Origin of the sequence: Bradyrhizobium sp. AZCC 1610 (genome assembly GCF_036924515.1) — a bacterium.
Classification (GTDB): domain Bacteria; phylum Pseudomonadota; class Alphaproteobacteria; order Rhizobiales; family Xanthobacteraceae; genus Bradyrhizobium.
Genome location: NZ_JAZHRR010000001.1, coordinates 624165 through 647816 on the forward strand (window position 1 = coordinate 624165; position 23652 = coordinate 647816).

General features: G+C 63.5%; 22 protein-coding genes and 2 pseudogenes. 9 read left to right on the forward strand and 15 right to left on the reverse strand.

The annotated features are described in order from the left end of the window. The first annotated feature begins 86 nt into the window (after positions 1-86). The 3 genes from V1279_RS03075 (at position 87) to V1279_RS03085 (ending at position 2076) form a co-directional block, all read left to right on the forward strand. Complete coding sequence (locus V1279_RS03075) at positions 87-476, forward strand: hypothetical protein (RefSeq protein ID WP_334432344.1); 390 nt, start codon at positions 87-89, stop codon at positions 474-476. A 402-nt stretch (positions 477-878) separates the two neighbouring features. Then, positions 879-1886, forward strand: coding sequence for a TorF family putative porin (locus tag V1279_RS03080; protein WP_334432346.1), 1008 nt, complete (start codon positions 879-881; stop codon positions 1884-1886). A 67-nt stretch (positions 1887-1953) separates the two neighbouring features. Then, positions 1954-2076, forward strand: coding sequence for a hypothetical protein (locus V1279_RS03085; RefSeq protein ID WP_334432349.1), 123 nt, complete (start codon positions 1954-1956; stop codon positions 2074-2076). Between the two features lie 83 nt (positions 2077-2159). Here the strand turns inward: V1279_RS03085 and V1279_RS03090 are convergent, their stop codons facing one another. Then, a complete protein-coding gene (locus V1279_RS03090; RefSeq protein WP_334432351.1) occupies positions 2160-3902 on the reverse strand; it encodes an ABC transporter ATP-binding protein/permease in 1743 nt (580 codons plus the stop codon). Between the two features lie 416 nt (positions 3903-4318). On the opposite strand from V1279_RS03090, the pseudogene V1279_RS37740 reads away from it, so the two are divergent. Continuing rightward, a pseudogene (locus V1279_RS37740) lies at positions 4319-4544 on the forward strand (hypothetical protein); the annotation flags it as partial. Positions 4545-4611: 67 nt separating this feature from the next. After that, complete coding sequence (locus tag V1279_RS03100; RefSeq protein ID WP_334432353.1) at positions 4612-5028, forward strand: META domain-containing protein; 417 nt, start codon at positions 4612-4614, stop codon at positions 5026-5028. A gap of 13 nt (positions 5029-5041) precedes the next feature. On the opposite strand, the gene V1279_RS03105 is transcribed toward V1279_RS03100, so the two are convergent. From V1279_RS03105 to V1279_RS03120, 4 genes are all read right to left on the reverse strand, one after another. Continuing rightward, positions 5042-5698 carry a hypothetical protein gene (locus V1279_RS03105; RefSeq protein WP_334432357.1) on the reverse strand — a complete coding sequence of 219 codons (657 nt, stop codon included), beginning with the start codon at positions 5696-5698 and terminating at the stop codon, positions 5042-5044. A 201-nt stretch (positions 5699-5899) separates the two neighbouring features. Then, a complete protein-coding gene (locus V1279_RS03110; RefSeq protein WP_334432359.1) occupies positions 5900-7102 on the reverse strand; it encodes a hypothetical protein in 1203 nt (400 codons plus the stop codon). 173 nt (positions 7103-7275) lie between these two features. Beyond that, positions 7276-8922 carry a chaperonin GroEL gene (gene groL, locus V1279_RS03115; RefSeq protein ID WP_334432361.1) on the reverse strand — a complete coding sequence of 549 codons (1647 nt, stop codon included), beginning with the start codon at positions 8920-8922 and terminating at the stop codon, positions 7276-7278. Between the two features lie 172 nt (positions 8923-9094). After that, complete coding sequence (locus V1279_RS03120) at positions 9095-9391, reverse strand: co-chaperone GroES (RefSeq protein ID WP_334432363.1); 297 nt, start codon at positions 9389-9391, stop codon at positions 9095-9097. A gap of 364 nt (positions 9392-9755) precedes the next feature. Between V1279_RS03120 and V1279_RS03125 the strand changes: the two genes are divergently transcribed. Beyond that, entirely contained in the window at positions 9756-10271 is a 516-nt protein-coding gene (locus tag V1279_RS03125) for a hypothetical protein (protein WP_334432368.1), read from the forward strand. A gap of 601 nt (positions 10272-10872) precedes the next feature. On the opposite strand, the gene V1279_RS03130 is transcribed toward V1279_RS03125, so the two are convergent. From V1279_RS03130 to V1279_RS03140, 3 genes are all read right to left on the reverse strand, one after another. Then, on the reverse strand, positions 10873-12045 hold the full coding sequence (locus tag V1279_RS03130) for an IS110 family transposase (protein ID WP_334432371.1): 1173 nt from the start codon (positions 12043-12045) through the stop codon (positions 10873-10875). Positions 12046-12244: 199 nt separating this feature from the next. Next, entirely contained in the window at positions 12245-13024 is a 780-nt protein-coding gene (locus V1279_RS03135; RefSeq protein ID WP_334432373.1) for a protein phosphatase CheZ, read from the reverse strand. Between the two features lie 60 nt (positions 13025-13084). Then, the gene (locus V1279_RS03140; RefSeq protein WP_334446758.1) at positions 13085-13429 is read right to left on the reverse strand and encodes a hypothetical protein; all 345 of its coding nucleotides are present in this window, start codon (positions 13427-13429) and stop codon (positions 13085-13087) included. On the opposite strand from V1279_RS03140, the gene V1279_RS03145 reads away from it, so the two are divergent. Beyond that, positions 13329-14117, forward strand: coding sequence for a L,D-transpeptidase (locus V1279_RS03145; RefSeq protein WP_334432375.1), 789 nt, complete (start codon positions 13329-13331; stop codon positions 14115-14117). The genes V1279_RS03140 and V1279_RS03145 overlap by 101 nt on opposite strands. Positions 14118-14269: 152 nt before the next feature. On the opposite strand, the gene V1279_RS03150 is transcribed toward V1279_RS03145, so the two are convergent. From V1279_RS03150 to V1279_RS03175, 6 genes and pseudogenes are all read right to left on the reverse strand, one after another. Continuing rightward, positions 14270-15103, reverse strand: a complete 834-nt coding sequence (locus V1279_RS03150; RefSeq protein ID WP_334432377.1) for a DUF2076 domain-containing protein — start codon at positions 15101-15103, stop codon at positions 14270-14272. A 148-nt stretch (positions 15104-15251) separates the two neighbouring features. Continuing rightward, entirely contained in the window at positions 15252-16094 is an 843-nt protein-coding gene (locus tag V1279_RS03155) for a ChbG/HpnK family deacetylase (protein WP_334432380.1), read from the reverse strand. Continuing rightward, positions 16091-17137 carry a glycosyltransferase family 2 protein gene (locus V1279_RS03160; protein WP_334432382.1) on the reverse strand — a complete coding sequence of 349 codons (1047 nt, stop codon included), beginning with the start codon at positions 17135-17137 and terminating at the stop codon, positions 16091-16093. Before V1279_RS03160 ends, V1279_RS03155 begins: the two co-directional genes overlap by 4 nt. Positions 17138-17234: 97 nt before the next feature. Further along, entirely contained in the window at positions 17235-18212 is a 978-nt protein-coding gene (gene hisG / locus V1279_RS03165; RefSeq protein WP_334432384.1) for an ATP phosphoribosyltransferase, read from the reverse strand. After that, positions 18209-19403: pseudogene (locus V1279_RS03170) on the reverse strand (ATP phosphoribosyltransferase regulatory subunit). The gene hisG and the pseudogene V1279_RS03170 overlap by 4 nt, the downstream one beginning before the upstream one ends. Positions 19404-19581: 178 nt before the next feature. Continuing rightward, positions 19582-20334, reverse strand: coding sequence for a 16S rRNA (uracil(1498)-N(3))-methyltransferase (locus V1279_RS03175; protein ID WP_334432387.1), 753 nt, complete (start codon positions 20332-20334; stop codon positions 19582-19584). A 205-nt stretch (positions 20335-20539) separates the two neighbouring features. On the opposite strand from V1279_RS03175, the gene V1279_RS03180 reads away from it, so the two are divergent. Further along, on the forward strand, positions 20540-21196 hold the full coding sequence (locus V1279_RS03180; protein ID WP_334432389.1) for a hypothetical protein: 657 nt from the start codon (positions 20540-20542) through the stop codon (positions 21194-21196). Positions 21197-21206: 10 nt separating this feature from the next. Next, positions 21207-22133, forward strand: coding sequence for a 4-hydroxybenzoate octaprenyltransferase (gene ubiA / locus V1279_RS03185; RefSeq protein WP_334432391.1), 927 nt, complete (start codon positions 21207-21209; stop codon positions 22131-22133). Positions 22134-23008: 875 nt separating this feature from the next. Here ubiA and V1279_RS03190 read toward each other — a convergent pair. After that, on the reverse strand, positions 23009-23536 hold the full coding sequence (locus V1279_RS03190) for a DUF6101 family protein (protein WP_334432393.1): 528 nt from the start codon (positions 23534-23536) through the stop codon (positions 23009-23011). Positions 23537-23652: the final 116 nt, after the last annotated feature.

Genomic DNA, 23652 nt, shown 5'->3' on the forward strand with positions numbered 1-23652 from the left:
GCACTTCGAAGAAGTGTCGCCCCGGTCTGGCCCACGGACTATTCGAAGCGCTCGACAGACATGGACAGCGGCAACAGGAGGACCAGATGGCGAAGGCGAAGAAGAGCAAGAAGGGCAAGAAGGCTAAAAAGGCCAAGAAGGCCGTAGTGGCGAAGAAGAAGTCCGCCAAGAAGGCGTCGAAGAAGGCCGCCAAGAAATCTGCAAAGAAATCGGCGAAGAAGGCTGCCAAGAAGGGCGCAAAGAAATCCGCCAAGAAGGCTGCCACGAAGTCAAAGGCGGCCGCACCGAAGGCCGCAAAGAAGAGCCCGGCAAAGAAAAAGAAGGCCGTTGCCAAGCCTGCCGCTCCCAAGGCGGCGCCCGCGATGGCGGCGCCCGAGCCGGAACCCGCGCCCACACCGGCGCCGAGCTGGGCGACCCCGGAACCGTCCGCACCCTCATGGGGGTCGGGCTCGTCCAACGGCGGCGACCACAACTAGACGGTCGCCTGCCGGGAACAACGTTTCGGAAAGGCCGCAGCGTCCACCGCTGCGGCCTTTTTCGTGAGGGCCGCCTCGATGCACCGGCGCCGTAGTTTCACGGGGAGGTTGATTCGCAAAAAGCGCTGTCCGACTGCGTCCCCATAGTGGCTTTTCGGATTCCCATGTCGTGAATACGACCCGGAAATCGCCAAAAATGTGATGGGAATGCAACACCCGCCGACAACATTTTCCGAAATGGTCAGAACGCCTAAAAAGGCGGCACATGCTTGCCTTTTTTGCTTCACGATCGTGACGCTGCGGACCAGATTGCAAACACGTTAAGAAATTTGGCCGCAGTCAGTTGTCGCTTGCCCTGGGGGCGCCGGTACAGGACTGTTTTAGAAGGTGATGGGGATCGTCATGAAGAAACTGGCTTTGTTGGCAACGGCGCTGGCAATGGTATCGGCTCCGGCTCTCGCTGCGGATATGCGGTTGAAGGCCGTCAAGGCGCCGCCGCCGGTCGCGTTCGATCCCTGGGATTTCGCCTTCGGCGGCGGGATCACCAATGACTACATTTTCCGCGGCATCACCCAGTCCAACCACAAGCCGTCCGTCAACGTCTATTTCGAGCCGCGCTACAACGTCACCAAGGATTTCCAGCTCTATGTCGGTGTGGGCGGCGCCAGCATCTCGTTCCCGAACCGTGCAGCGGCTGAAGTCGACGCTTACGGCGGCGCGCGCCTGACGGTTGGCCAATTCGCCTTCGACGTCGGCGCTTGGGGCTACATGTATCCGGGTGGAACCTGCCACTACGGCGCGGCCACCGATACTGCCGGCGTTCCGCTCAGCCTCGAATGCCAGACCAACGCGCTGATCAACGGCAACGTCATCAAGAAAGACCTCAGCTTCTTCGAGGTCTACGGCAAGGTAAACTACACCTTCAACGACAACTTCTCGATGGGCGGCAACGTCTACTATACGCCGAGCTTCCTCAACAGCGGCGCCGAAGGCACCTATGCTTCGATCGTCGGCAAGGCGATCGCGCCGAGCACCTGGTTCGGCGCCAGCGGCATCGGCATGTATGTGTCGGGTGAGTTCGGCCGCCAGTGGCTGGGCACGTCAGACTCGTTCTACGGTGTCCCTGCGTTCCCGAACGGCATCAACTATGCCGACTACAACACTTGGAATGTCGGCATCGGCTTCACCTACAAGGTGTTCACGCTGGACTTCCGTTACTCCGACACCAACCTGTCGAAGGGTGATTGCAACGCCTTCACCAGCGACTTCTCAGCCCGCGGCAACCTCGCTGTAAACCAGGGCACCTTCGTCACCCCGATCAATCCGACCGGCGTGGGTTCGAACTGGTGCGGCGCCGCCGGTATCGTCAAGCTGTCGGCTGACCTGACCGCGTTGACCAACCTGAAGTAAGATCTTCCTGTCGAAGACGAGGGGCGGCAGAGCGATCTGCCGCCTCTTTTCTTTTTGGGTGGAGCGGATGAAACGGGATTGGCGGCGCGCGGCGCAGAAGGCGATCTCCCGCAACGATCACCGCAGCGTCGTGGCGGGCGCGGTCGCGGGCCTCGGCGGCGCGATCGCCATCGGCGCCTTGGAAGCGTAGCCCGGATGAAGCGAAATCCGGGACCAGTTTACGAGCGGATGAATTTATCCCGGATTACGCTTCGCTTCATCCGGGCTACACGCTCACGACGCAGCGACGCTCTTTCCCTTCTGCAGCGCGAATCGATCGCCGTCACGGGCGAGCACGATATTGCGCTGGTGGAAGGCATCCAGCGTCGAGCGATGGCCGATCGAGACGATGGTGGTCGTCAGCAGCTTCTTCTCGAGCAGTTGATACAGTGCTGCCTCCGAAGGTTCGTCGAGCGACGCCGTCGCTTCGTCCAGGAACAAATACTGCGGGGCGTGCAGCAGCGCGCGGGTCAGCCCAAGGCGTTGCTGTTCGCCGAGCGAAAGCGTCCGGTTCCAGTGCCCGTGTTCGTCGAGTTGCGGCGCGAGCTTCGGAAGTCCTACCGACGCGAGCGCGTCGGCGATTTGAACGTCGGTAAATGTCCCTTCCTTGGCGGGGTACTCGATCGCGCCCCGCAGCGACCCGGTCGGGAAATACGGTCGCTGCGGCAGCATCATCATGGTTGCTCCGGCCGGAATCGTGATGGAGCCGGTCCCGAACGGCCAGATACCGGCAATGGCACGGAACAGCGTCGATTTGCCGGAGCCGGAGGGACCCGTCATCAGCGTGCGCTCGCCCTTGCGCAAACTCAGTCCACTCGCGTTTACCAGCGGCGTTCCGTTCGGCAGCCGCAGCGCCAGCCCCTTGAGGTCGATGGTGCCGTCGCCTCCCTCGGTGACGTGAATCCGGTCGTCACGGGTGGCGAGTTCGCGCGCTGCCACAATGCCCGCCTCGAACCCGTCGAGACGGTTAACCACGGCCTGCCATTCCGCCAATTGACGGTAGATGGTGATGAAGAACGAAAGCGCGCCCTGAACGTTCGAAAACGCCGATGCGGTTTGCATCATGCCGCCGAGTTGGATCTTCTCTGCGAAGTAGGCCGGTGCCACCAGCACGTAGGGAAAGATCACTGAAGCCTGATTGTAGCTCGCCGTAAACGCCGTTATTTTCTTGGTCCGGTTCATGATGGCTAGCCAGTTTTCAACAACACGTCCGAAGCGAACCATAAGGCGCTCGCGCTCGGCCTGCTCGCCGTCCAGCAGCGCGATCTGTTCCGAGTTTTCCCGCACGCGCACCAGGTTGAAACGAAAATCCGCTTCGTATTGCTGCTGCCGAAAATCGATGCCGACCAGCGGCCAGCCGATCAGATGGGTCAGGATGGTGCCGAGTATCGAATAGATCAGCGCGCCCCAGACCAGGTAGCCGGGGATCGGATAATCCTGACCGAACATGTGCAGCGGCGCGGCATTCGAAAGGCCCCACAGGATCGTGACAAACGACGCGATCGTGACGATCGAGCTTAGCAAACCGACTCCGATGTTGAGCGTGCGATCGACGAACAGCTTGACGTCGTCGGTCATGCGCTGGTCGGGGTTGTCTGCGGCGTCGCCCTGAAGCTGCATCCGGTAGTGGTTGGCCTGATGCAGCCAGTCGCTGAGATATTGCGCGGTCATCCAGCGCCGCCAACGGATCTGCAGCCATTGATTGAGATAGAGCTGGTAGACCGCCAGCACGATAAAAACGGTCGCTAGCACGCTGAAATAGATGATCTCGCTGACGAAGTTGTCCCAGTTTCGTTCCTGCAGCGCGTTGTAGAAGCGGGCGTTCCACTGATTGATCAGGACGTTGATGCCGACGATCGCAAGCTCAATGGCGATCACGGCGGCAAGCAGCCCGCGGCCGGCCCATTTGTCCTCGGAGCGGAAGTAGGGGGCGGCGATGCGCCATACCGTGGTGAGCTTCGGGCGGATGTTGTTCACAGATCACCGTCTCCGGAAAATGGGCTTAAGGCCCTGAAGGGATAGAGGAATCAGGTCTACGACTAAGGTTAGGAAGGGCTGCCTGCGACGGCTTGTCGCAAGGGTCGGCTTGACCCTAGCATGGCTGCGACGGCGAGGGGCGGCGGCCATCGAACTTCGCGAGGTTGTGAGCGTTGGGGCGCATTAATGCAGCCCAACCTCGCCTTGCAAGGTTGTTCCCGCAAATCGCTCAACTCCGCATCCGGTCCCACCACGCTGCCGGGCGCGCCAATAACAAATGCGGGAGAACCAAAATGTGGGACCAACACTATAATCTGCCTGGCAACACCGCCCCGTCGACGATGGCGGCCACCCTGCCTGTCGTCGCCCTGCTGGTGCTGATTGCCAACGGCAAGGTCAAGGCGCATCTCGCGGCCATCATCGCGCTTGTCGTCGCCAACATTGGCGTCATGGGCAAGATGATCGACGCAATCGATCGTCGTCGCCTCGACCGCAACCAACTGGTGCCTCGTCGGCGTGCCCGTGACGCTGCAGGCTTACGTCTATCCGTTCACGATGCTGGTGCTGAAGCAGGCGCTATCGACGGCAGCTAAAATCCCCGTGGCCGGCATCCGTGTTTTTTTTGCGGGCGCGGCCGTCTAGCCAACGACGGACTTGTCCAATAGAACGGCGCCCGGCGCGGTAGGTCAGGTATTTTTCGAGAGGTTGCATGATTTCATTCGCAGGTATGGCGCGGGCAGGCACTGCTTCGCTCTTGCTGATCGCAACGGTCCTGGCGTTGAGCCCGGCCTTCGCCGATGACGGCTTTCCGTTCGGATCGGAAATGACACTCGACGTGGATCGTCAGCGCGGGTCGAAGCGGATTCCCAATCTCGAGATCGGCGACAAGGGCGAGGTGATCCTCGAACTTTGGTGCAAGGGCGGCAAGGGCCAGTTCTCGGTCGCTGGCAATACCGTGATTTTCGTTCCCGGCGCGATGGAGAACCGCACTTGTCCGTCGGATCGCGCGCAACAAGATGATGAACTGATCGCGGCCCTGGCTGAGGCGGGCACCTGGAAGCGGCAGGGCGATTTCGTATCGTTCGTCGGCGCGAAGACGCTGCGCTTCCGGATCAATACGAATTAGGACGGAAGCCCAGTTACTGCGTCGCAATCAATCCGCTGGCAGTGGCAATGACCCAGCGGTTGCCCCAGCGCACGATGGACTCCACGCGTCCGATTCCGGGAATGGTGTCGCCGCGTGCGGCCATCCTGATACCGTCAGGACCTTCGAGAACAGCGGTGCCGTCCCGGACATCAACAACCGTCCAACCGGGAATCGTCGCCGGCCTGGTTTCCGGCGCCGCCACCAGCGGCTGCCGCATCGCGATCGCAGCGGCGGAAGGGCTCGCATTTGCCTGGGAGGCCGGGCTCGCAGACGGGCGTGCACCGCCCGGCAACAGCGCGGATGGCTTGGGAATGCTTCCGACAATGGCAGGCGCATCTGACGCGGATGCCGTTTTTCGAGTGCCTTCAATCCTGCCGCTTGATCGCGCTTCAGAAATTCGCGGCGAGGGCGTTTCGTTCTGCGCGACTGCTACAGGATCGAGCGTGTTTGCGAACTGGGGCCAATTCAGACCGCCGGCCCATCCCAGCCCAAAGCTTGCCACCGCTGCGACAGTGACCAGCAAAGCGGTGCGTGCCCGATCGCCAAATGGCTCCCGCACCACCAATACTTCGTCGCGATCGGGCTTCACGAAATTCCACAGGTTCGCCCGTTGCTCCCGCCACTGGCCGGCAACCACATTCCCCGACAAGATGCTTTCAACGGTACTCGGCTCGCGGTCTTGCATGGCGTGACCCACATTTCGGCGAACCGATGATGTTCCTCTAAGCTGAATCGAATCTTAACAATCGAGGCACGGGACCAGATCATTGCGCACTGTACCGTGGCGGGAAGGCGTTGATACGCGCGCAGCCTGCCGGTCGCCCTCGCCCCATCGTGCTGGCATGCGACCTTACTTCCACACGCTCCTGTCGGCGTCCCAGCGCTGGCCCTTGAATTCCCTGGCCAGCGCTTCGACCGAACCGTTGTCGTCCTTTGGCTCGCCGCCTTCCTCGTCGCCGGTGGACTCTTCCGACAGGCTCAGCTTGGGGCCGGTGCCTTCATCCGCGGTCGTTATCACCGGGCTCGAGATCCACAGCATCAGTCTGTCGGATGGACCCGGTTTGTCCGGCGAGACCAGCGCGGTGACCTCGACGCTTTCGGTGAGGCCGAGCGCCGGATAGACCGGGCTCGGCCGCTTCAAGGTCAATGTCAGTTTTCCGGTGTTGGCGTCCCACTCGGTGCCTGCGGCCTTGGCGGCCAGCGTTTTCGCGAGCACGCCCGAAATCGCCGATGCGATCTTGTCCTTGTTGATCTTGTCGCCGTCGCGCCATTCGGCCGCGGCAAAGCGGATGGTGCGGTCCATCTCGACAGAGCCGCTGGTCCATCCCGCCGCGACCACGCCCGGCATCGATTTGGCCTTTGCAATCAGCGCAGCCGTGCGCTCCGGATCGGCCGTGAGGCTGATGGTCTGCTCGCCCGCGCGCAGTGCATCGCAGGAGATCGAAAGGCTCGAGAGCCCGACCTCGACGGCCTCGCCCTTCAGGCTTTTGAGGAAATCGAGCGCGGCGTCGAGCTTGACCCGCACGCCGAACGCCTCAGGCGAAACGTCGGTAAAATCCTTCGGCGCCGGGGTGATGCCGTCGTCGCTGGTCTGGTTGTCCAGAAATTCCTTCTCGCTGAGATCGGAATTGTCCGTCGAGGTCACTTCGGTGACAGCCTGACCAATCGTGATCTGGCCGCGGAATTCGAAGGTGTCGCCGACAGGCTTGCGCGACAGCTTGACGGTGACCGGCAGCTTGTCACCGAGGCTCTGCGTGATGCCGGTCAGGTTCTGCCCGTTGAGGACGGCGAGATTGGCGACGAAGCGGTCCTTGCGGTCGGAGCCCTTCGCGGCGGGGTAACAGACGTCGAGCACGGCCGCGGTGACGGCCTTGCCCTGGCGGGTTTCCTTCAGGATGACATCGGCGTTGCCGTCCATCAGGCCGTCGATTGCGGTGAAATAGCGTGTCTCGATGGCGCCCGGCGCCGTCTTGGAGGGAAGTTTCATCTGGGCGAAAGCGAGGCTTGGGGAGACCGTGATCAGACCGAGCAGGAGAAGGGAGCGCACGCGCATATGAAATTCCCTGAAACGATGGAATCGGCAGGGGTCGTAAGTAGCAAACCCCGGCAGAGTTTTCGAGCCAAGCACGTCTGGAACCGATCGGGCGTGCTTCATCGCCAAAAAAAGCCAAAAAAGAAGGCCGCCCGGAGGCAGCCTTCGATCTGTTTGCTTGGGAAAGCCAGGCCTTAGAAGCCCATGCCGCCCATTCCACCCATGCCGCCGCCACCGCCGGGCATCGCCGGCGCGGGCTCCCTTGGCAGTTCGGCGACCATGGCTTCGGTGGTCACCAGCAGGCCCGCGACCGACGAAGCGTCCTGCAGCGCGGTACGAACCACCTTGGCCGGGTCGATGATGCCCTTGTCGACCATATCGACATATTCCTCGGTCTGGGCGTCGAAGCCGAAGGTCTCGGACTTGTTCTCGAGGATCTTGCCGACCACGATCGAGCCCTCGACACCGGCATTCTCCGAGATCTGGCGGACCGGAGCTTCCAGCGCCTTCAGCACGATATTGATACCGGCCTGGACGTCGGAATTGTCGTTGTGGATGCGGCCGACGGCTTTCTTGGCGCGCAGCAGCGCCACGCCGCCGCCCGGCACGATGCCTTCCTGGACGGCCGCACGGGTCGCGTTGAGGGCGTCCTCGACGCGATCCTTCTTTTCCTTGACCTCGATCTCGGTCGCGCCGCCGACGCGGATCACCGCGACGCCGCCGGCGAGCTTGGCCAGACGCTCCTGCAGCTTTTCGCGGTCGTAGTCCGAGGTGGTTTCCTCGATCTGCGCCTTGATCTGCGTGACGCGGGCTTCGATGTCCTTCTTCTTGCCGGCGCCCTTGACGATCGTGGTGTTTTCCTTGTCGATCACCACCTTGCCGGCGCGGCCGAGCATGTTGATGGTGACGCTTTCGAGCTTCATGCCGAGTTCATCTGAGATCAGCTGACCGCCGGTCAGGATCGCGATGTCTTCCAGCATCGCCTTGCGGCGATCGCCGAAGCCCGGCGCCTTGACGGCGGCGACCTTCAGGCCGCCGCGCAGGCGGTTGACGACGAGTGTCGCCAGTGCCTCGCCCTCGACGTCCTCGGCGACGATCAGCAGCGGACGGCCCGACTGCACCACGGCTTCCAGCACCGGCAGCATCGACTGCAGGCCGGACAGCTTCTTCTCGTGCAGCAGCACGTAGACGTCTTCGAGTTCGGCCGTCATCTTTTCGGCGTTGGTGATGAAGTAGGGCGACAGGTAGCCGCGGTCGAACTTCATGCCCTCGACGATGTCGACTTCGGTCTCGAGCGACTTGTTCTCCTCGACCGTGATCACGCCTTCATTGCCGACCTTCTGCATCGCCTGCGCGATCATCTTGCCGATGGCCGCGTCGCCGTTGGCCGAGATGGTGCCGATCTGGGCGACTTCGGACGAAGAGGCGACCGGCTTGGCGCGCTTCTCGATATCCTTGACGACGGCGAGGACTGCGATGTCGATGCCGCGCTTGAGGTCCATCGGGTTCATGCCGGCGGCGACCGACTTGGCGCCTTCGCGCACGATCGCCTGCGCCAGCACGGTCGCGGTGGTGGTGCCGTCGCCGGCGGTGTCGTTGGTCTTGGAGGCGACTTCGCGCAGCATCTGCGCGCCCATGTTCTCGAACTTGTCCTCGAGCTCAATCTCCTTGGCGACGGTGACGCCATCCTTGGTGATGCGGGGAGCGCCGAAGCTCTTGTCGATGACGACGTTGCGGCCCTTGGGGCCGAGCGTCACCTTCACGGCGTTGGCGAGAATATCGACGCCGCGCAGCATGCGGTCGCGGGCGTCGCCGGAAAATTTAACGTCTTTGGCAGCCATTTGAATTGCTCCTGGAAATTGGGGTAAATCAGCCGCTGCTCTTCCTCGCCGTCATTGCCGGGCTTGACCCGGCAATCCATCGCCTTCGCGTGACTCTTCCGAAGAATGATGGATGCCCGGGTCAAGCCCGGGCATGACGATTGGTGTGCGGCGGCGGTTCGGGTCTATTCGGTCAGCTCAGCACGCCCATGATGTCGGACTCCTTCATGATCAGGAGTTCCTCGCCGTCGAGCTTGACCTCGGTACCCGACCATTTGCCGAACAGCACGCGGTCGCCGACCTGAAGGTCGATCGGAATCAGCTTGCCGGCCTCGTCGCGGCCGCCCGGGCCCACGGCGGTGATTTCGCCTTGCGACGGCTTTTCCTTGGCGCTGTCGGGAATGATGATGCCGCCCTTGGTCTTCTCTTCGGCATCGATGCGCTTTACCACGACGCGGTCGTGCAGCGGACGAAATTTGGATTTAGCCATGACGTCTCCTCTTGAAGTTCCTTTGGAAGGCGTGGTTTCAGGTCTGTGCCATCGAAAATGGCTGGGAATACCGGGTATTCGACGCCGCCCCGGGCGGGGCAGCACGACCCTTAGCAATCTTTGTATTTGAGTGCTAAACGTGGGGCCGGGGAATATGGCTTGGCGCCGATCCTGTCAAGCAAACAAGGGGGTTAAAGCCTTGGTGAGGCCAATATAGGATGGTGCTACGGAAACCAAATCGGCGCAGCGGCGTAATTTTAACCGACGTCATTGCTCCGGCAGGCTTTTTGCGGTTGGCTGCTTATCGGCGGCTGCTTATCGGCTGCTTGACGGGAGCGGCCAAGGATTTGCTCGGGGGAATGCGATGATCAGCTCACGTAATGCGCGTACGGTTGCCAATCTGGCGATCGCGTCGGCGCTGACGATCTTGCTGGCGGCGTGCAGCAGCATGAGCCTGCCGTCGCTGTCGTCCAGTCCGCCCCCCGACGCCGAGCCCGGCCTCGCGCCGGAAATGCCGGCGACCATCCGCTCCGACGAGATCGTCGGCCGCTGGGGCCTCGCTTCGTTCCAGAATCCCAATGACCGCGCCCGCACCGAAGCGGCGGCGCGAGGGCAGTGCAAGCAGCCTTATGTGATCGGCGCCGGCCAGAGCGGCGGCGTCGTCATGCATCTGGCCGACCAGGCCACCCCGCAGGAACTGCGCCTCAAGGGCAGCCCGGGCGGCAAGAACTATATCGGCCCGCCCGGTCCCGCCGGCAGCGACCAGGACCGCGAGATCGTCTCGTTCGACGGCCGCGTGCTCGTGACCCGCTTCATCGAAAAGGATGCCGCGGTCCGTTACGGCAACATGGTCTATGTGCGCTGCGCGCCGCGGGCGTGAGGCAAACTGCATTCCCTTGCCGTCATGCCCCGCCAACGGGTCGCGCGAATGCGCGCCCGATGACAGGCTCCGGCGGGGCATCCAGTACGCCGCGGCTTCTCCGCTGAATCGCTGACGTCTCTGGAATACTTGTATGGGGGTGATCAAGAGTGATCGTTGTCAGATCATTGCTGTCGTCTCCTTGTTCGACGAAGACCGACATCTCCTCGTCCCGACCCCGAGACGACTAGCCGCCTGGGCGGAACGACGGTCAAGGGTGGCCGCAGGCCATCGCGGAGCGACGCAGCCCTTGACGGTCGTGAGCCCGGCGGCAGGCTTGAGGGCGGGACGAGGTTTGGCGTTAGCGGCATAGGGACGATTTCCGAGGCGAGCCCACCGTGGACGCGATACCGCGTCGCAGACTTGTATTCGGTTGATCGATCGGGACCAGAACCATGATGCATGCATGCGCATCGGGGGGCGAAGCTCCGGGGCGGCGGGTCCATTCTGGGTCGCGGCGCAAAGGCCATGTATTCCGGCGGATCACCGCCACCTCGGATGTCGTCGGCAGACTGCCGGCTGCTGAACCGTCAATCGTGTTGGAGTTGCGGAAGCTGCATGGTCAAGTGCCGGCCGGGCGCAGCCTGAGCCCCTCAGTTATCTCGCCGGTGGTTGCCAGCCGCCACAGCGCGATGAGCAGCTTGCGCGCCAGCGCCACGATCATGGTTTTGCGCGTGGTGCTGCGGCCATCCGCTGTGCGCTCGCGGAACCAACGGACGAGCCGGCTATCCTTCTGGAAGATCAGAAAGCGCCAGGCCAGTTGGATCATGCCGCGGCGGACCCGACCGTTGCCGGCGCGGGCCAGTCCCTTCTCGCGGTGGCGCTTGCCGCTTTCGTCCGGCGCGCCGGTTAGTCCGGCATAGCGCGCCACGGCTCTGCGATCACGCAGATTGCGCACCAACGCCTCATTCACCAGCATGTCGGCAGTCTCGATGCCGACGCCAAAAACCCTTGCGATCAGACGCACCATCGCGTGAGGACCTGTCGCAGCCGCCGGCGCAACAGCGGGCCGGCGCACCCGTTCGCTCTCGATGATGCGGATCTGGTCGCGCACCAGGCGCAGCCGCTCCAGATCGTGGCGCAGCTCCGCGTCGGCATTCTGCGGCAGCGGCGTTCCTTCCGCGGTGCGCAGCGTCGCAAGCTTCTGCGCCGCCTTGCGCAGCTTCGGATTGAACCCGCCGATGCCGAACAGGGCGAGGACACCCTTGATCCGGTTGACGATCCGTGTCTGCTCGCCCACGAGGCTCTCCCGTTCGCGGCTCGGCCGCCGCGCATCTTCTTCTGCCATGGTCGGGATCGCGACCATGCTGCAATGGCGCTTCTCGCCATGCAGCCAGCCGAGAAACGATCGCATCAGCAGTTCCGTGTCGATCCGATCGGTCTTGGCGCGCCGGTGCTCGCGGGACACCGCAATACTCGCAGCATGGATGACGTAGGTCTCGATGGCGCGCGCCTGCAGCCAGCGCGCCAGCCAGAATCCGTCTCGCCCGGCCTCATAGGCGCAGACGATCCGCCTGACCGTCCGCCCGGCCTTGCGCGCTTCATCCTGCCAGCGCTGCAACAGCTTCAGCAGAGCGTCCGCATTTGCACCAAGCTTCTTCAGGGGCTGGCGCTCGACCCCCGGGATCACAGCCGCAACGAGCCACTTCGACTGGCTCATCTCGATCACTGCGACCAATGTGCTATCCTGTTCGAAGGCGGTGAGGGACCTGCTGGCGTCAAACGATTGCGACATGGGGTGCTCCATTGCGTGATCACGGCGCTCGAGGGCATTCACACCCTCGCCGCCGCTCCCCATAGCATCTGGATCGCCCGCCCCAGTGCACAATTGCGCACAAGGCGGGCGACGACAGGGGAGAAGTTGGCCGCTCAAACAGAAAAAAACGCCGGCATCGCTGCCGGCGTTTTTATTTAGTCTGCGTTAACCAGTCCGATCAATCGAACAGCGCGTCGATGTCGTTCTGCGAGGCGTGACCGTCGTCGCCGTCCAGCTTCGGGCCGTTCAGCAGCTTGGCGTCGCCTTCGCGGGCATCCACGATCGGGGGGGCGTGCGCCTTGATGGCATCGACGCCGCCCCAGATATCCATCATCGCATTGATGTGCTGTTCGATGAACTTCATCGTGCTCATCACTTTGCTGATGCGCTGGCCGGTAAGGTCCTGGAAGTTGCAGGCCTCGAAGATCGCGACGACGCGTTCCTGGATATCCTCGCTGAGCAGCTTCTGCTGGTCGGCCGAGATGTTCTTGGACAATGCGGTGGCGGCCTGGTCGATCGCCTCGACGGCCTCGAGAATCTGCTGGGTGGCCTGTTCGGTGCCGCCGACGACGGCGCCGAGCTCGCCATTGACCTTGGCCATTTCCTGACCGTCAAAGCTCTTGCCGTGCAGCGTGGCGATTTCGCGCTTGGTGCGGTTGATGGCGTCGTGGATGAGGTCGAGCTCGACCTTGAGCTTCGCGCACTGCTCGATCTGGGCGCGATAGGTTTCCAGCAACGCGTGCGATTCGGCAATCTCGCGCGTGGTGATCCCCGACTGCTCGGTCGAAGCGGCGGGGGTGTGGCCGAAGCCCGCCATCTGTGCGCGGATCGCGCGCAGCTCGGCCATGATCTCACGATGCATCGGGCCGATCTCGCCGCCTTCGACGGCAGGCATCATAATTGGCGCGTCGCCCAGAAGAGCTTGTTCGATACGAAAACGTTTGCGATTGACCGACATGAGTTTTTCCCACCCCTTCACTTCACGTGTGTCTTAAACCGATGCGATTTAACGTGAGGTTCACGCCGGAACATCGCGTATCGACGCTTTGCCCGCGGCCGCACACCAACGATTAACCATGAGGGGCGCGCGTTCACGCAAAATAAACGCTACCGGACAAATCCGCGCGCCATTGCCGAAATGGTGAATCGAAACGCCTGATCTGTTTACCAAACCGATTAGGTTTTGATTTGTATTGATCGCGTGCAGCGGCGTTTGTCGAGCCGCCGCCAACCCGCAATGACGAACAGTACAGAGTACGTCGATGTCCGGAAAAATCTCCCTTGCGCTCCTTGCGAGCGCGTCTTGCCTTTGCTTCACCAGTGAGGCCAGTGCGATCGACGCCTTGCCAATTGCCGAACCCAACGTGATCTACGCCCGCGAGCCCGCGCCGGTGCGGACCGCCTCTGCCGAACGCTCGCAGATGGGCGGCGGCTTCATCGAATTCCTGTTCGGCGACCTGCCGCCGGGCGGGCGCTATCAGCAACAGCCGGCCTATCAGACGCAGCCCGATTACGGATATGGCGGGCGGCGCGCGCTGCTGCCGCCGATGGATCCGCAGCAATCGATGCACCGGGAGGAGGAGCTCGACCCCGCGCAGCGTCCGCTCGATCCGAAGTACGAAAAGCAGGTGGTCGAGTATCGCGGCAAGGAAAGCCCGGGCACCATCGTGATCGACACCCCGAACAAATTCCTGTTCCTGGTGCAGGGCGACGGCAAGGCGCTGCGCTATGGCGTCGGCGTCGGCCGTCCCGGCTTCACCTGGTCGGGCGTCAAGACCGTCTCCGCGAAGAAGGAATGGCCGGCCTGGACGCCGCCGCCGGAAATGCTGGCGCGGCGCCCCGATCTGCCGCGGCACATGGAGGGCGGTCCGCAAAATCCGCTCGGCGCGCGCGCGATGTATCTGGGTTCGTCGCTCTATCGCATCCACGGCTCCAACGAGCCCTGGACCATCGGCACCAACGTGTCGTCCGGCTGCATCCGGATGCGCAATGAAGACGTCATCGATCTCTACGGCCGCGTCGGCGTCGGCGCCAGGGTCGTGGTGATCTGAGCGGTAGCCGTAGCCCGGATGGAGCGAAGCGAAATCCGGGGCGGTCTCACCGCGGATCGATTATCCCGGATTGCGCTTCGCTCCATCCGGGCTACAAAACAAAAACGGCCGCCCGATTGGGCGGCCGTATTGATTTTCAGCGCGCGCGTCGATCACGCGTAATCGCCATCACCACCATCGTCGCCGTCGAAGCCGTCGGCATCGTGGTCCATGTCGTCATCGTCATGCGAGGCCTGATCGAAGAAGCCCTGCCGCGAACCGGAATCGTTGTCGTTGTTGTCGGCGCGCTGGCTGGACGAGCCGCGCGAACCGATGTCGTTGATTCCGGCGTCCCGCGCCAGGTCGCCGCCGGATTGGTCGCTCGACGGCCTGCGGTCTTCGATGCCGCCGCTGTGGCCCGCCGTGTCGCCGAACGCCTGGTGGTTGCCGCCGCCGCCCATCATCGAGCGGATGCTGCCGGCCAGCAGTGATCCGCCGACCACGCCGGCCGCGGCCGCCGCCGCCGTTCCGAGGAACGAGCCGCCACCGCCGCCAAATGCGGAAGGCTGCTGCTGTGCGCCGCCATAGGGCTGGGCGTAGCCCGGTTGATTATAGCCCGGTTGATTATATTGCCCGGGCGCCTGGTTCTGCTGCAGCACCTGCCCGGTGTTCCAGGTCGGCCGGCTGCCGGCCATATCGGGCGCACGCACGTTGGGCACCGAACCCTGCGGCTGGTTCTGCCCGAAAATTGCATCGCGCATCGAATCGAGGAAGCCGCCGGATTGATTTTGCTGATCCGCTGCTTCCAATTCCTGGATGCGCATGTCGGCGCGTTTCAGCGCTTCGTCCTGCACCAGCGCCGTCTGCACCAGCGCGTAGACCGCATTGGGCGCGTTGCGCAGGCCCTGCATGATCGCTGACATCGCCTCCGGATCGCGCTTGGCGCTCTCCAGCTTGGCGAGCCGGTCAAAAAGATCGTCAATCAGTTGGCGTTCTTGCGGTGTCATGGCCCTCTCCTTCGCGTCGGATCGTCGTCAACGCGCCGGGAAGATGTAGGGTGAGCTTTGTGTCGCAAGTAGTGGGTGGCCGAATTAAATTTTGGTATGCGACAAAACGCCAGGCGGATTTCCCGGGTCTTATCAACTCCGAGTCTTGTCAACTTAATGTAATTTTATTCGCCACAAGTAATGTCGGGAATCGATCGCTGGCCAGAAACGCGTGTTCCGCCTCGCGCTGGGTGGTCAGGGGATCGAGATTCTCGAGCGTCTCGTCGACGAAACCAGGGTGGCACATCACGAGCCCGCCTTCCGGCAAGTCCTGAAGGAACTCACCCATCAGCACGCCGAAATCGGACGCTTTCGAAAAATCATAGGCGCCGGCGAAGGCAGGGTTGAACGGGATTTTTGCGTCGGTGGCGCGCTTGCGGAATTGCGCGCTGAGAACGTCGAGCACCAGCGCCTTCGGCGCGCCGACGAGCTTGGCCAGCGGCTTGAGGCGTCCGCCCTGACGGACCCAGGCGCCGGGGGCGGCTTCCTTCACCGCGCGCAGGAAGGCGTCGCGCACCTGCGGGAAGAGTTGCGCGTGCTGGTGGCCGTCGACGAAATCGGGCGCGCGGCCGAACAGCTCCTTGAAGGCTGCGAGCTGCGCGAGCAGTTCGTCCTCGATCAGTTCAGGATCGAGCCGCCGCAACAGCCCCGATCGCAGCATGGCTGGAAACGGCAGGAACAGACCACCATTGAGCGGCCTGAAATACATCGTCAGCGGACGAAACGGCGCGGTCAGCGTCGCGTGCAGGCCGATCGCGCAGCGCGGGCTCGCCGCCGCGATGTCCTGCAACGCGGTGACCTCGGCGCGGCCGATCGCCGGGCCTACCACCATCACCGAGGTGGCATTGAGACGGCCGCCGGAGATCAGATCGCGAATGGCGCGGTTGACGCCCTCGGCCAGCCCGTAATCGTCGGCGCACAGCCAGATCCGGCGCAGCGCGTCGTCGTTCATTCGGCGGCGGTCCGCTCAGTGGCGCTCGCCGCCGTCTCGCCATCGGCACGTTTTTCGGAGTGCTCGGCGACGAAGTAGATCGGGCGCGCCTTCAGCTCGGAGAGGATCTTGCCGATATATTCGCCGACGATGCCGATCATGATGAGCTGCACGCCGCCGATCGTCATCAGGCCGATCATCAGCGAGGGATAGCCGGGGACCTGCTTGCCCGTGGTCCAGACCTCCCAGAGAATGGTCAGGCCGAACAGGAAGGCGCTGATCGCCAGCAGCACGCCGAGCAGGCTCGCAAAGCGCAACGGCGCCACCGAGAACGACGTCAACCCCTCGATCGACAGTCCGATCAGCCGGCCGGGGCTGAACGTCGTGACGCCGTGCGCGCGCGGCGCCGGCTCGTAATCGACGCGGATCTGGCGGAAGCCGATCCAGTTCGACAGGCCCTTGAAGAAGCGGTTGCGCTCGGGAAGCTGGCGCAGCGCCGTGGCCGCCCGCGGCGACAGCAGGCGGAAATCGCCGGCATCCTCGGGGATCTTCTGCCGCGCGCCCCAGTTGATCAGCGCGTAGAAGCCGTGCACGGCCTGGCGGCGCAGGAACGATTCATTGTCGCGATGCGCCTTGGCCGTATAGACGACGTCGTAGCCGTCATCGATCCAGTGCGCGACCAGTTTTTCGACCAGGCTCGGTGGATGCTGCCCGTCGCCGTCCATGAACAGCACCGCGCCGCGGCGGGCATGGTCCAGCCCCGCCATCAGCGCGGCCTCCTTGCCGAAATTGCGCGACAGCGACACCACCTGGATGTCGAGCGCGTCAGCGTCAAGCGAACGCGCGATCGCCAGCGTATTGTCGGCGCTGCCGTCGTCGACATAGACCACTTCGCTTCCGAGGCCGTAACGTGCCTTCAGCGTGCGGGCGAGGCCGACCAGCCGCTCGTGCAGCAAAGCGAGCCCCGCCGCCTCATTGTACAGCGGCACGACAATCGACAGGCCTTGCGCGGCGGCGCCGGCTGCGGTCGTCGACAGGCGGGAAACGTCAGAGCCGAGCATCATCGATCAGGTCCCAGATTATCCAACCGTATATGTTACGCGCCGCTAGCTGTCGCAACGATGAACGAAAGCTGTCGCAACGATGAACGAAACGGCAGCCTTATTGCCGCAAGAACGCCTCGAGCCTGGCAAACAACGGGTTTTCCCGGTCGAGCACATAGTCGAGCGAGGCGATCGAAACCGTGTCGGCGCCATGCTCACGCAGGAAACTGCCGAGCGCGTAAAGCTGCATCGGCGGGCAGTGCAGCGTGATCATGCCCGAGGAGGTTGGCCCGCCGAACGGCGCCACCACACCAAAACGATTATGGGCTTCCGCCAGCAACGCATCGTTGCAGCCGGCGAAACGCGTTCTCACCTCGCGGTATTTGCTGGCCCGCGCCCGCGCGGCGATGTGGTCGAGGATGACGCGCGCAGTCTCGCGGGCGTCAGTCGACCAGTCGGCGTCCTTGGAGGCCACGAGGTTGGCCTGGCTGCGCAGGATCACGCCGTCGTCGAGCACCTTGAGGCCATTGGCGGCAAGCGTGGCGCCCGTGGTGGTGATGTCGACGATCATCTCGGCGGTGCCGACGGCGGGCGCGCCCTCGGTGGCGCCGGCGCTTTCGACGATGCGGTAATCGACCACGCCGTGCGCGGCGAAGAAGTTGCGGGTCAGGTTGATGTATTTGGTCGCGACCCGCATCCGCCGGTTATGCTTGGCGCGGAAGCCGGTGGTGACGTCGTCGAGATCGGCCATGGTGCGGACGTCGATCCAGGCCTGCGGCACCGCGACCACGACATTGGCGCTGCCGAAGCCGAGACTGTCGATCAGCAATATGCGCTTGTCGGCGTCCGCAATGCTTTCGCGCAACAGATCCTCGCCGGTGACGCCGAGATGCACCATGCCGCGCGCCAATTGCGAAGCGATTTCGCTCGCGGAGAGATAGGCGATCTCGACATTGTCGAGGCCCGCGATGGTGCCGCGATAGTCGCGCGCGCCGCGCGGTTTCGCCAGTGAGAGCCCTGCGCGGGTGAAAAACGCCTCAGCGTTCTCCTGCAGGCGGCCCTTGGAGGGAACGGCAAGAACGAAGGGAGCGGTCATGCGGCGCTCCCTTGTTTGCCGAGTTGCGTCAAGGCTTCGATCCACACCGAGAATCCGACCGCCGGGATCGGCGTGGGCGAACCGAGTTGCGTCATCAGGCCATCATAGCGCCCGCCTGCTACACAGCGGTTCGACGCCGTTAGCCCTGGTATTTCCCTTCGGTGTTCCCTTGGCATTTCCCTTGGCGTGCAGCTCGAATTCGAAGCCGGTGTAGTAGTCGAGCCCGCGGCCGAACGAGGTGGAAAACCGCGTCAGTTTCGTGTCGATGCCGCGCGCAGCCATGAAGCCGATACGGCTTTCGAGCTGATCGATCGCCGCTGACAGATCAAGTTTTGCGTCCGAGGCCAGCGCACGCAGTTGCGCGACCGATTCATCGGGATCGCCCGCGATCGCGAGGAAGCGCTTGATGATATCGAGTGCGTCGCGCGGCAGCGCGCCGCCCTTCAAGGTCGATTGTTCGAGGAAGCGGTCGGCGATTTCGGCCACCGTCCGTCCGCCCACATTGGTAGCGCCGGCGATCGACATCAGGTCGGTGACCAGCGCCAGCGCCGCCTTGCGGTCGGAGCCGGCAAGTGCGGCCAGCACGCCCTCATATTCGTTGCGGCCGGGCGCGGTCGAAAGCGTCAGCCGCTCGATGTCCTCGGCGAGGCTGATCTTGCGGTTGAAATCCTTGATCAGCCGCCGCCGCCAGACCGGGTAGAGATTAAGCGCGTCGATCAGCGCGGTGAACAGGGCGACGTCGCCGGTGCGGATTTCGACGTCCTTCAATCCGAAGGCGGTGGTAGCTTCGAGCGCCAGCGCCAGCATTTCCGCATCCGCTGCGGCGCGGTCCTGCCGGCCAAAGGATTCGATGCCGGCCTGGAGAAACTCGCTCGGCTGGCCGCCGCGATAGCGAAACACCGGCCCGAGATAGCTGAAGCCGGCGGGCTGGCCGGCGCGCCCGGAGGCGAGATAGTCGCGCGCCACCGGAATGGTGAGGTCGGGGCGCAGGCAGAGCTCCTCGCCGGACGCGTCGGTGGTCAGATAAAGGCTCTTGCGAATGTCCTCGCCGGAGAGGTCGAGGAACGGCTCGGCCGGCTGCAGGATGCCGGGGTGGGCCTGGACGTAGCCGCCTTGTGCAAACGACAATAGCAGCGCATCCGCCCAGTTGGCGGATCCGGCAGCACCTTTGACGGCAGCAGTCGCGGTCATTTCACGTCCAAATATCCGGAAAAGCCGGGTTCCAGGGTTCTTTGGGGCGCCCCAGGGTTCCTAGGGGCCTCGTTGGCGCAGGCCTTAGCATGGCCCGGCCGGCGTTTCGACAGGGATTGGCCAACTGACTTAATGGGCGGTGGCTTGATGGTGGCTTGGCCGGTTAGTCCTCCCCCGTCTACCCCGGCCCGTGCCAATCCCCCAGCGCGGCCTGCACCAGCGCCAGCGCGGCAACAGCAGCCGTATCCGCGCGCAAGATGCGGGGGCCCAACGACAGCCGCAGCGTCCTGGGCTGCCGCACCAAGAGCGCCCGTTCTTCCCCGGCAAATCCGCCCTCCGGGCCGATCACGACGTCGATCCCATCGGTGGCGATCAACCCCTGTTGCAGCGCCTCGATGGGATTGCCGATGTCGGCCGCCTCGTCGCAGAACACCAGCAGGCGGCTGGTTTCGCGCTTCTCGAGAAAGCGGTCGAGCGCAACAGGCTCAGCAACCTCAGCAAGGCTCAGGATGCCGCACTGCTCGGCGGCCTCGATGACATTGGCGCGCATCCGCTCGCTATTGACCCGCGAGACCTGGGTGTGCCGCGTCAACACCGGCTGCAGGAGCGACGCACCCATCTCGACCGCCTTCTGCACCATGTAGTCGAGACGGGCGTGTTTCAGCGGCGCGAAGACATAGGCGATGTCGGGCAGGCGGTCCTGCGGCCGCGTCCGCGCGACGATGCTCAGACTGTCGGGCCGCTTGCGGCCGTCGATCTGCGCCCACCATTCGCCGTCGCGGCCGTTGAACACCAGGATCGATTCGCCGGCCGAAAGCCGCAGCACATTGCCCAGATAATTGCTCTGGTTGCGCTCCAGCGCGATTCGCTCGCCCTCGCGCAAGGGAGCGTCGACGAACAGGCGAGGGGCGCGAAAATCGAGTTCGGGCATTGGTAATGTTCCGTTTCCGGGCGCTTTTAGCCTAAAGCGCTAGAATCCGGAGGCTATTTTTACCTTTCCGGCGGCCATGCGCCGCGCTGCTGCCCCAATCAACGGCTTGTTAAGCGTCGGCAGGAATCGTAAAAATGCCCGTTGCAAATCCGCTTCGTTCGGAACACGCCGGGGCTGCCTGGACCTCGCCGGAGATACACCCTTGATGATCCGCCGCCTGATTGTGCCGCTGACCGCTGCCGTCGTGACCGTTCATGCCGGGCAAGTGCTTGCGCAAGGTGCTTTTCCGGCGCCATTGCCCAACCAGAGCGCAGCACCTGCGAATGCTTCGCCGTTTCCGCCGGTGAATGGCGCTGCGCCGTCGGCCTCGGTCGGCGCCCCTTCGGCGTTCCCGTCGCAAGGTGCCGCCCCGGTTTCCAGCGGCTTCAGTGGGCCGCCGCCACAAGCCAGCGGTTCGGCAGACGCCTGCATGAAAGGGTTCGTTCCCTTGCGCGAGGAGGCCGAGCGACGCGGCAAGATGATCAAGGCCGCGAGCGATCGCAAGGCACCGCCGGACGAGGCCTGCAAGCTGATCGGAAATTTCGGTCAGGCCGAAATCAAGATGATCAAATATGTCGAGACCAACTCGGCCAAATGCGGAATTCCGCCGCAGATCGCCGACCAGCTCAAGAACGGCCACAAGAACACCGAGAAGATGCAGAAGCAGGTCTGCGGTGTGGCGGCACAGGCGCAGGCGCGAGGGCCCGCCGGTCCCAGCCTGAGCGAAGTGCTCGGCTCTTCGGCGGCGCTACCTGAGGCGCAAACCGTGAAGAAGGGCGGCAGCACCTTCGATACGCTGAACGGCAACGTTCTCGCGCGATGATCCCGGTCCGATGAGCGACGCGACCACCCGCGTTGCCGATGCCACCGGCAACTGGGTCGATACGCGCGCGCCGTCCTGGTCGCGGCCTTACTTGCGGCTTTCCCGTTTCGACCGTCCGATCGGATCGTGGCTGTTGCTGATGCCGTGCTGGTGGTCGGCGGCGCTCGCCGCCGGCATTGCCCGCGACGTCTCGCAATTGCCGCTCGTGATCGTGCTGTTCTTCGTCGGCGCCTTTGTCATGCGCGGGGCGGGTTGCACCTGGAACGACATCACCGATCGCGATCTCGACGCCAAGGTCGAGCGGACGCGGTCGCGGCCGCTGCCCGCCGGGCAGGTCAGCGTGACGCAGGCGTTTGCCTTCCTGGTCCTGCAGGCGCTGATCGGATTGGCAGTGCTGCTGCAGTTCAACCGTTTTGCGATCATGACCGGCATTGCCTCGCTCGTCATCGTCGCGGTCTATCCCTTCATGAAGCGCATCACCTGGTGGCCGCAGGTCGTGCTCGGGCTGGCGTTCTCATGGGGCGCACTGATGGGATTTGCCGTCACGCTCGGGCGGATCGATCTGACCGCGCTCGTGCTCTATGCCGGCTCGATCGCCTGGGTGATCGGCTACGACACGATCTACGCCCACCAGGACACCGAGGACGACGCGCTGATCGGCGTCAAGTCCACCGCACGCCTGTTCGGCGCGCGCACCCATCGGGCGCTCGCGGTGTTTTATGCGCTCGCGGTGATGCTGATCGGCGTAGCGCTGGTGCTGGGCGGCGCACGCTGGCCGGCATGGATCGGCCTGGCCGCCTTCGCCGCGCATCTCGTCTGGCAGATCAGGCGCTTGGACATCAGCGATCCCGCGCTGTGCATGCGGGTATTCTGGTCGAACCGCGATGCGGGACTGTTGCTGTTTGCGGGATTGCTGGTCGATGCGGTGATGCGCTGAATTTGTAGGGTGGGCAAAGGCGCGTTACTGACGTGCCCGCCATCTTTCATCGCATGCGCTTTTTGATGGTGAGCGCGCTTTCGCTTTGCCACCCTACGGTTCTCGTGTCCCGGACGCGGTGCAGCGTTCTTAACGCTGCACCGCAGAGCCGAGACCCATGGACCCGGATCAGCAGCGCGCCACTTCGTGCTGCGCAGCATCCGGGGAACGCAATAACCCATGGCGCACTGCGAACTGATTTTGCTTTGCCCGCAAGCGCAATTGCAGGTAGCGGCCAACCCGACGTGCAAATCAGTAAAACCTGTCCAGTCCCTCGCGCAAAAATATTCTGCTTTCGTTCTCACCCAAATCACCCGCATAACTCCGCCTGTCTCACCGCGGATGAGGGGCGCTCGCGATCGTCACGAACGCGCGGTGAGATGCGATGGACGCAAGAGGCGCGCTAGACGTACGCGCCTTGAGCGTAGGGTGAAGTCGTGTGGTTCGGGCGCCGCGGTGCTGGCGTTAAGCGTGCGATAAGAAGCGCAGGCGACGGAGGCAAGAAAGCCGTTCTCCGGGAAGAGCACGAAGTAAGCCGTAAAGCCATTGCGCAGGGAAGGCCGGAGTGTTCCCGCTGCCCTGTATGCTCGTGTGCATCTTGTTACGCGCAAATCGCACGCGGGACCGCGGGTGCAGCAAGCACCCGGTCTTCCCTGCGCCCTCTGATAAAGAGGGCGGGAAGTTATCAGCAAACCTCGGGCGAATTGCGCCGCGAGATCGCGAAGTCGTATCCGCGTAGGATGGGTGGAGCGAAGCGATACCCATCGCCATCCGCACCGGCATTGATGGGTATCGCTTCGCTCCACCCATCCTACGAGAGCAATGACGGGTCTGGCCTAATCCCGCGCGATGATCTCGCGCTCGTCGCTATGAATGGTCTCGGTATTGGTCAGGTTACCACCCCGGCGGCGCACCAGGAATTTCGGACGGCGGCTCCGGACCGCGTTGTGCCGGCGGCGGCGGGCGGCCGGTTCGCGGTGGTCGTCTTCGGTCAGCAGCGGCAGCGCGAGGATGTCGCTCCACATCTGCCAGGCGGAGGCGATCTCTTCGTGGTCGGAGCTCACGCACAGCGGAATGTTCAGCGAGGGATCGCGATGCGCCAGCACCAGCATCTGCGCGTCGTCGTCGAGACCACGCAGTGCGACGCCGAGAAAGTCGCTGACGCGAACGTTGATCGCCATCCGCATGCCCTTGATGGCACGGTGCAGCACGACGCGTTCGCGATGGAGTTCTATCCTCCGCACGCCGCCGTCTGCGCGGGTGTCGTGCGCATGGAAGCTGAGCGGCAGAGAAAGAGGGTCGAGCCGCAGTGCGCGGCTCGACCCGGCGGGATTGATCCCGCTTGTTGCTGTTTGACGCCTCACGGCTCTTATCTCCCCGCCGGGATTATGTTCCCGGTCGATACGCGAGACCTTAGCCGAGCGATTTCCGTTTCGTCTTAAAAAGCCTGGTTAAGGAGACGTCACCCGCCCTGGATCTC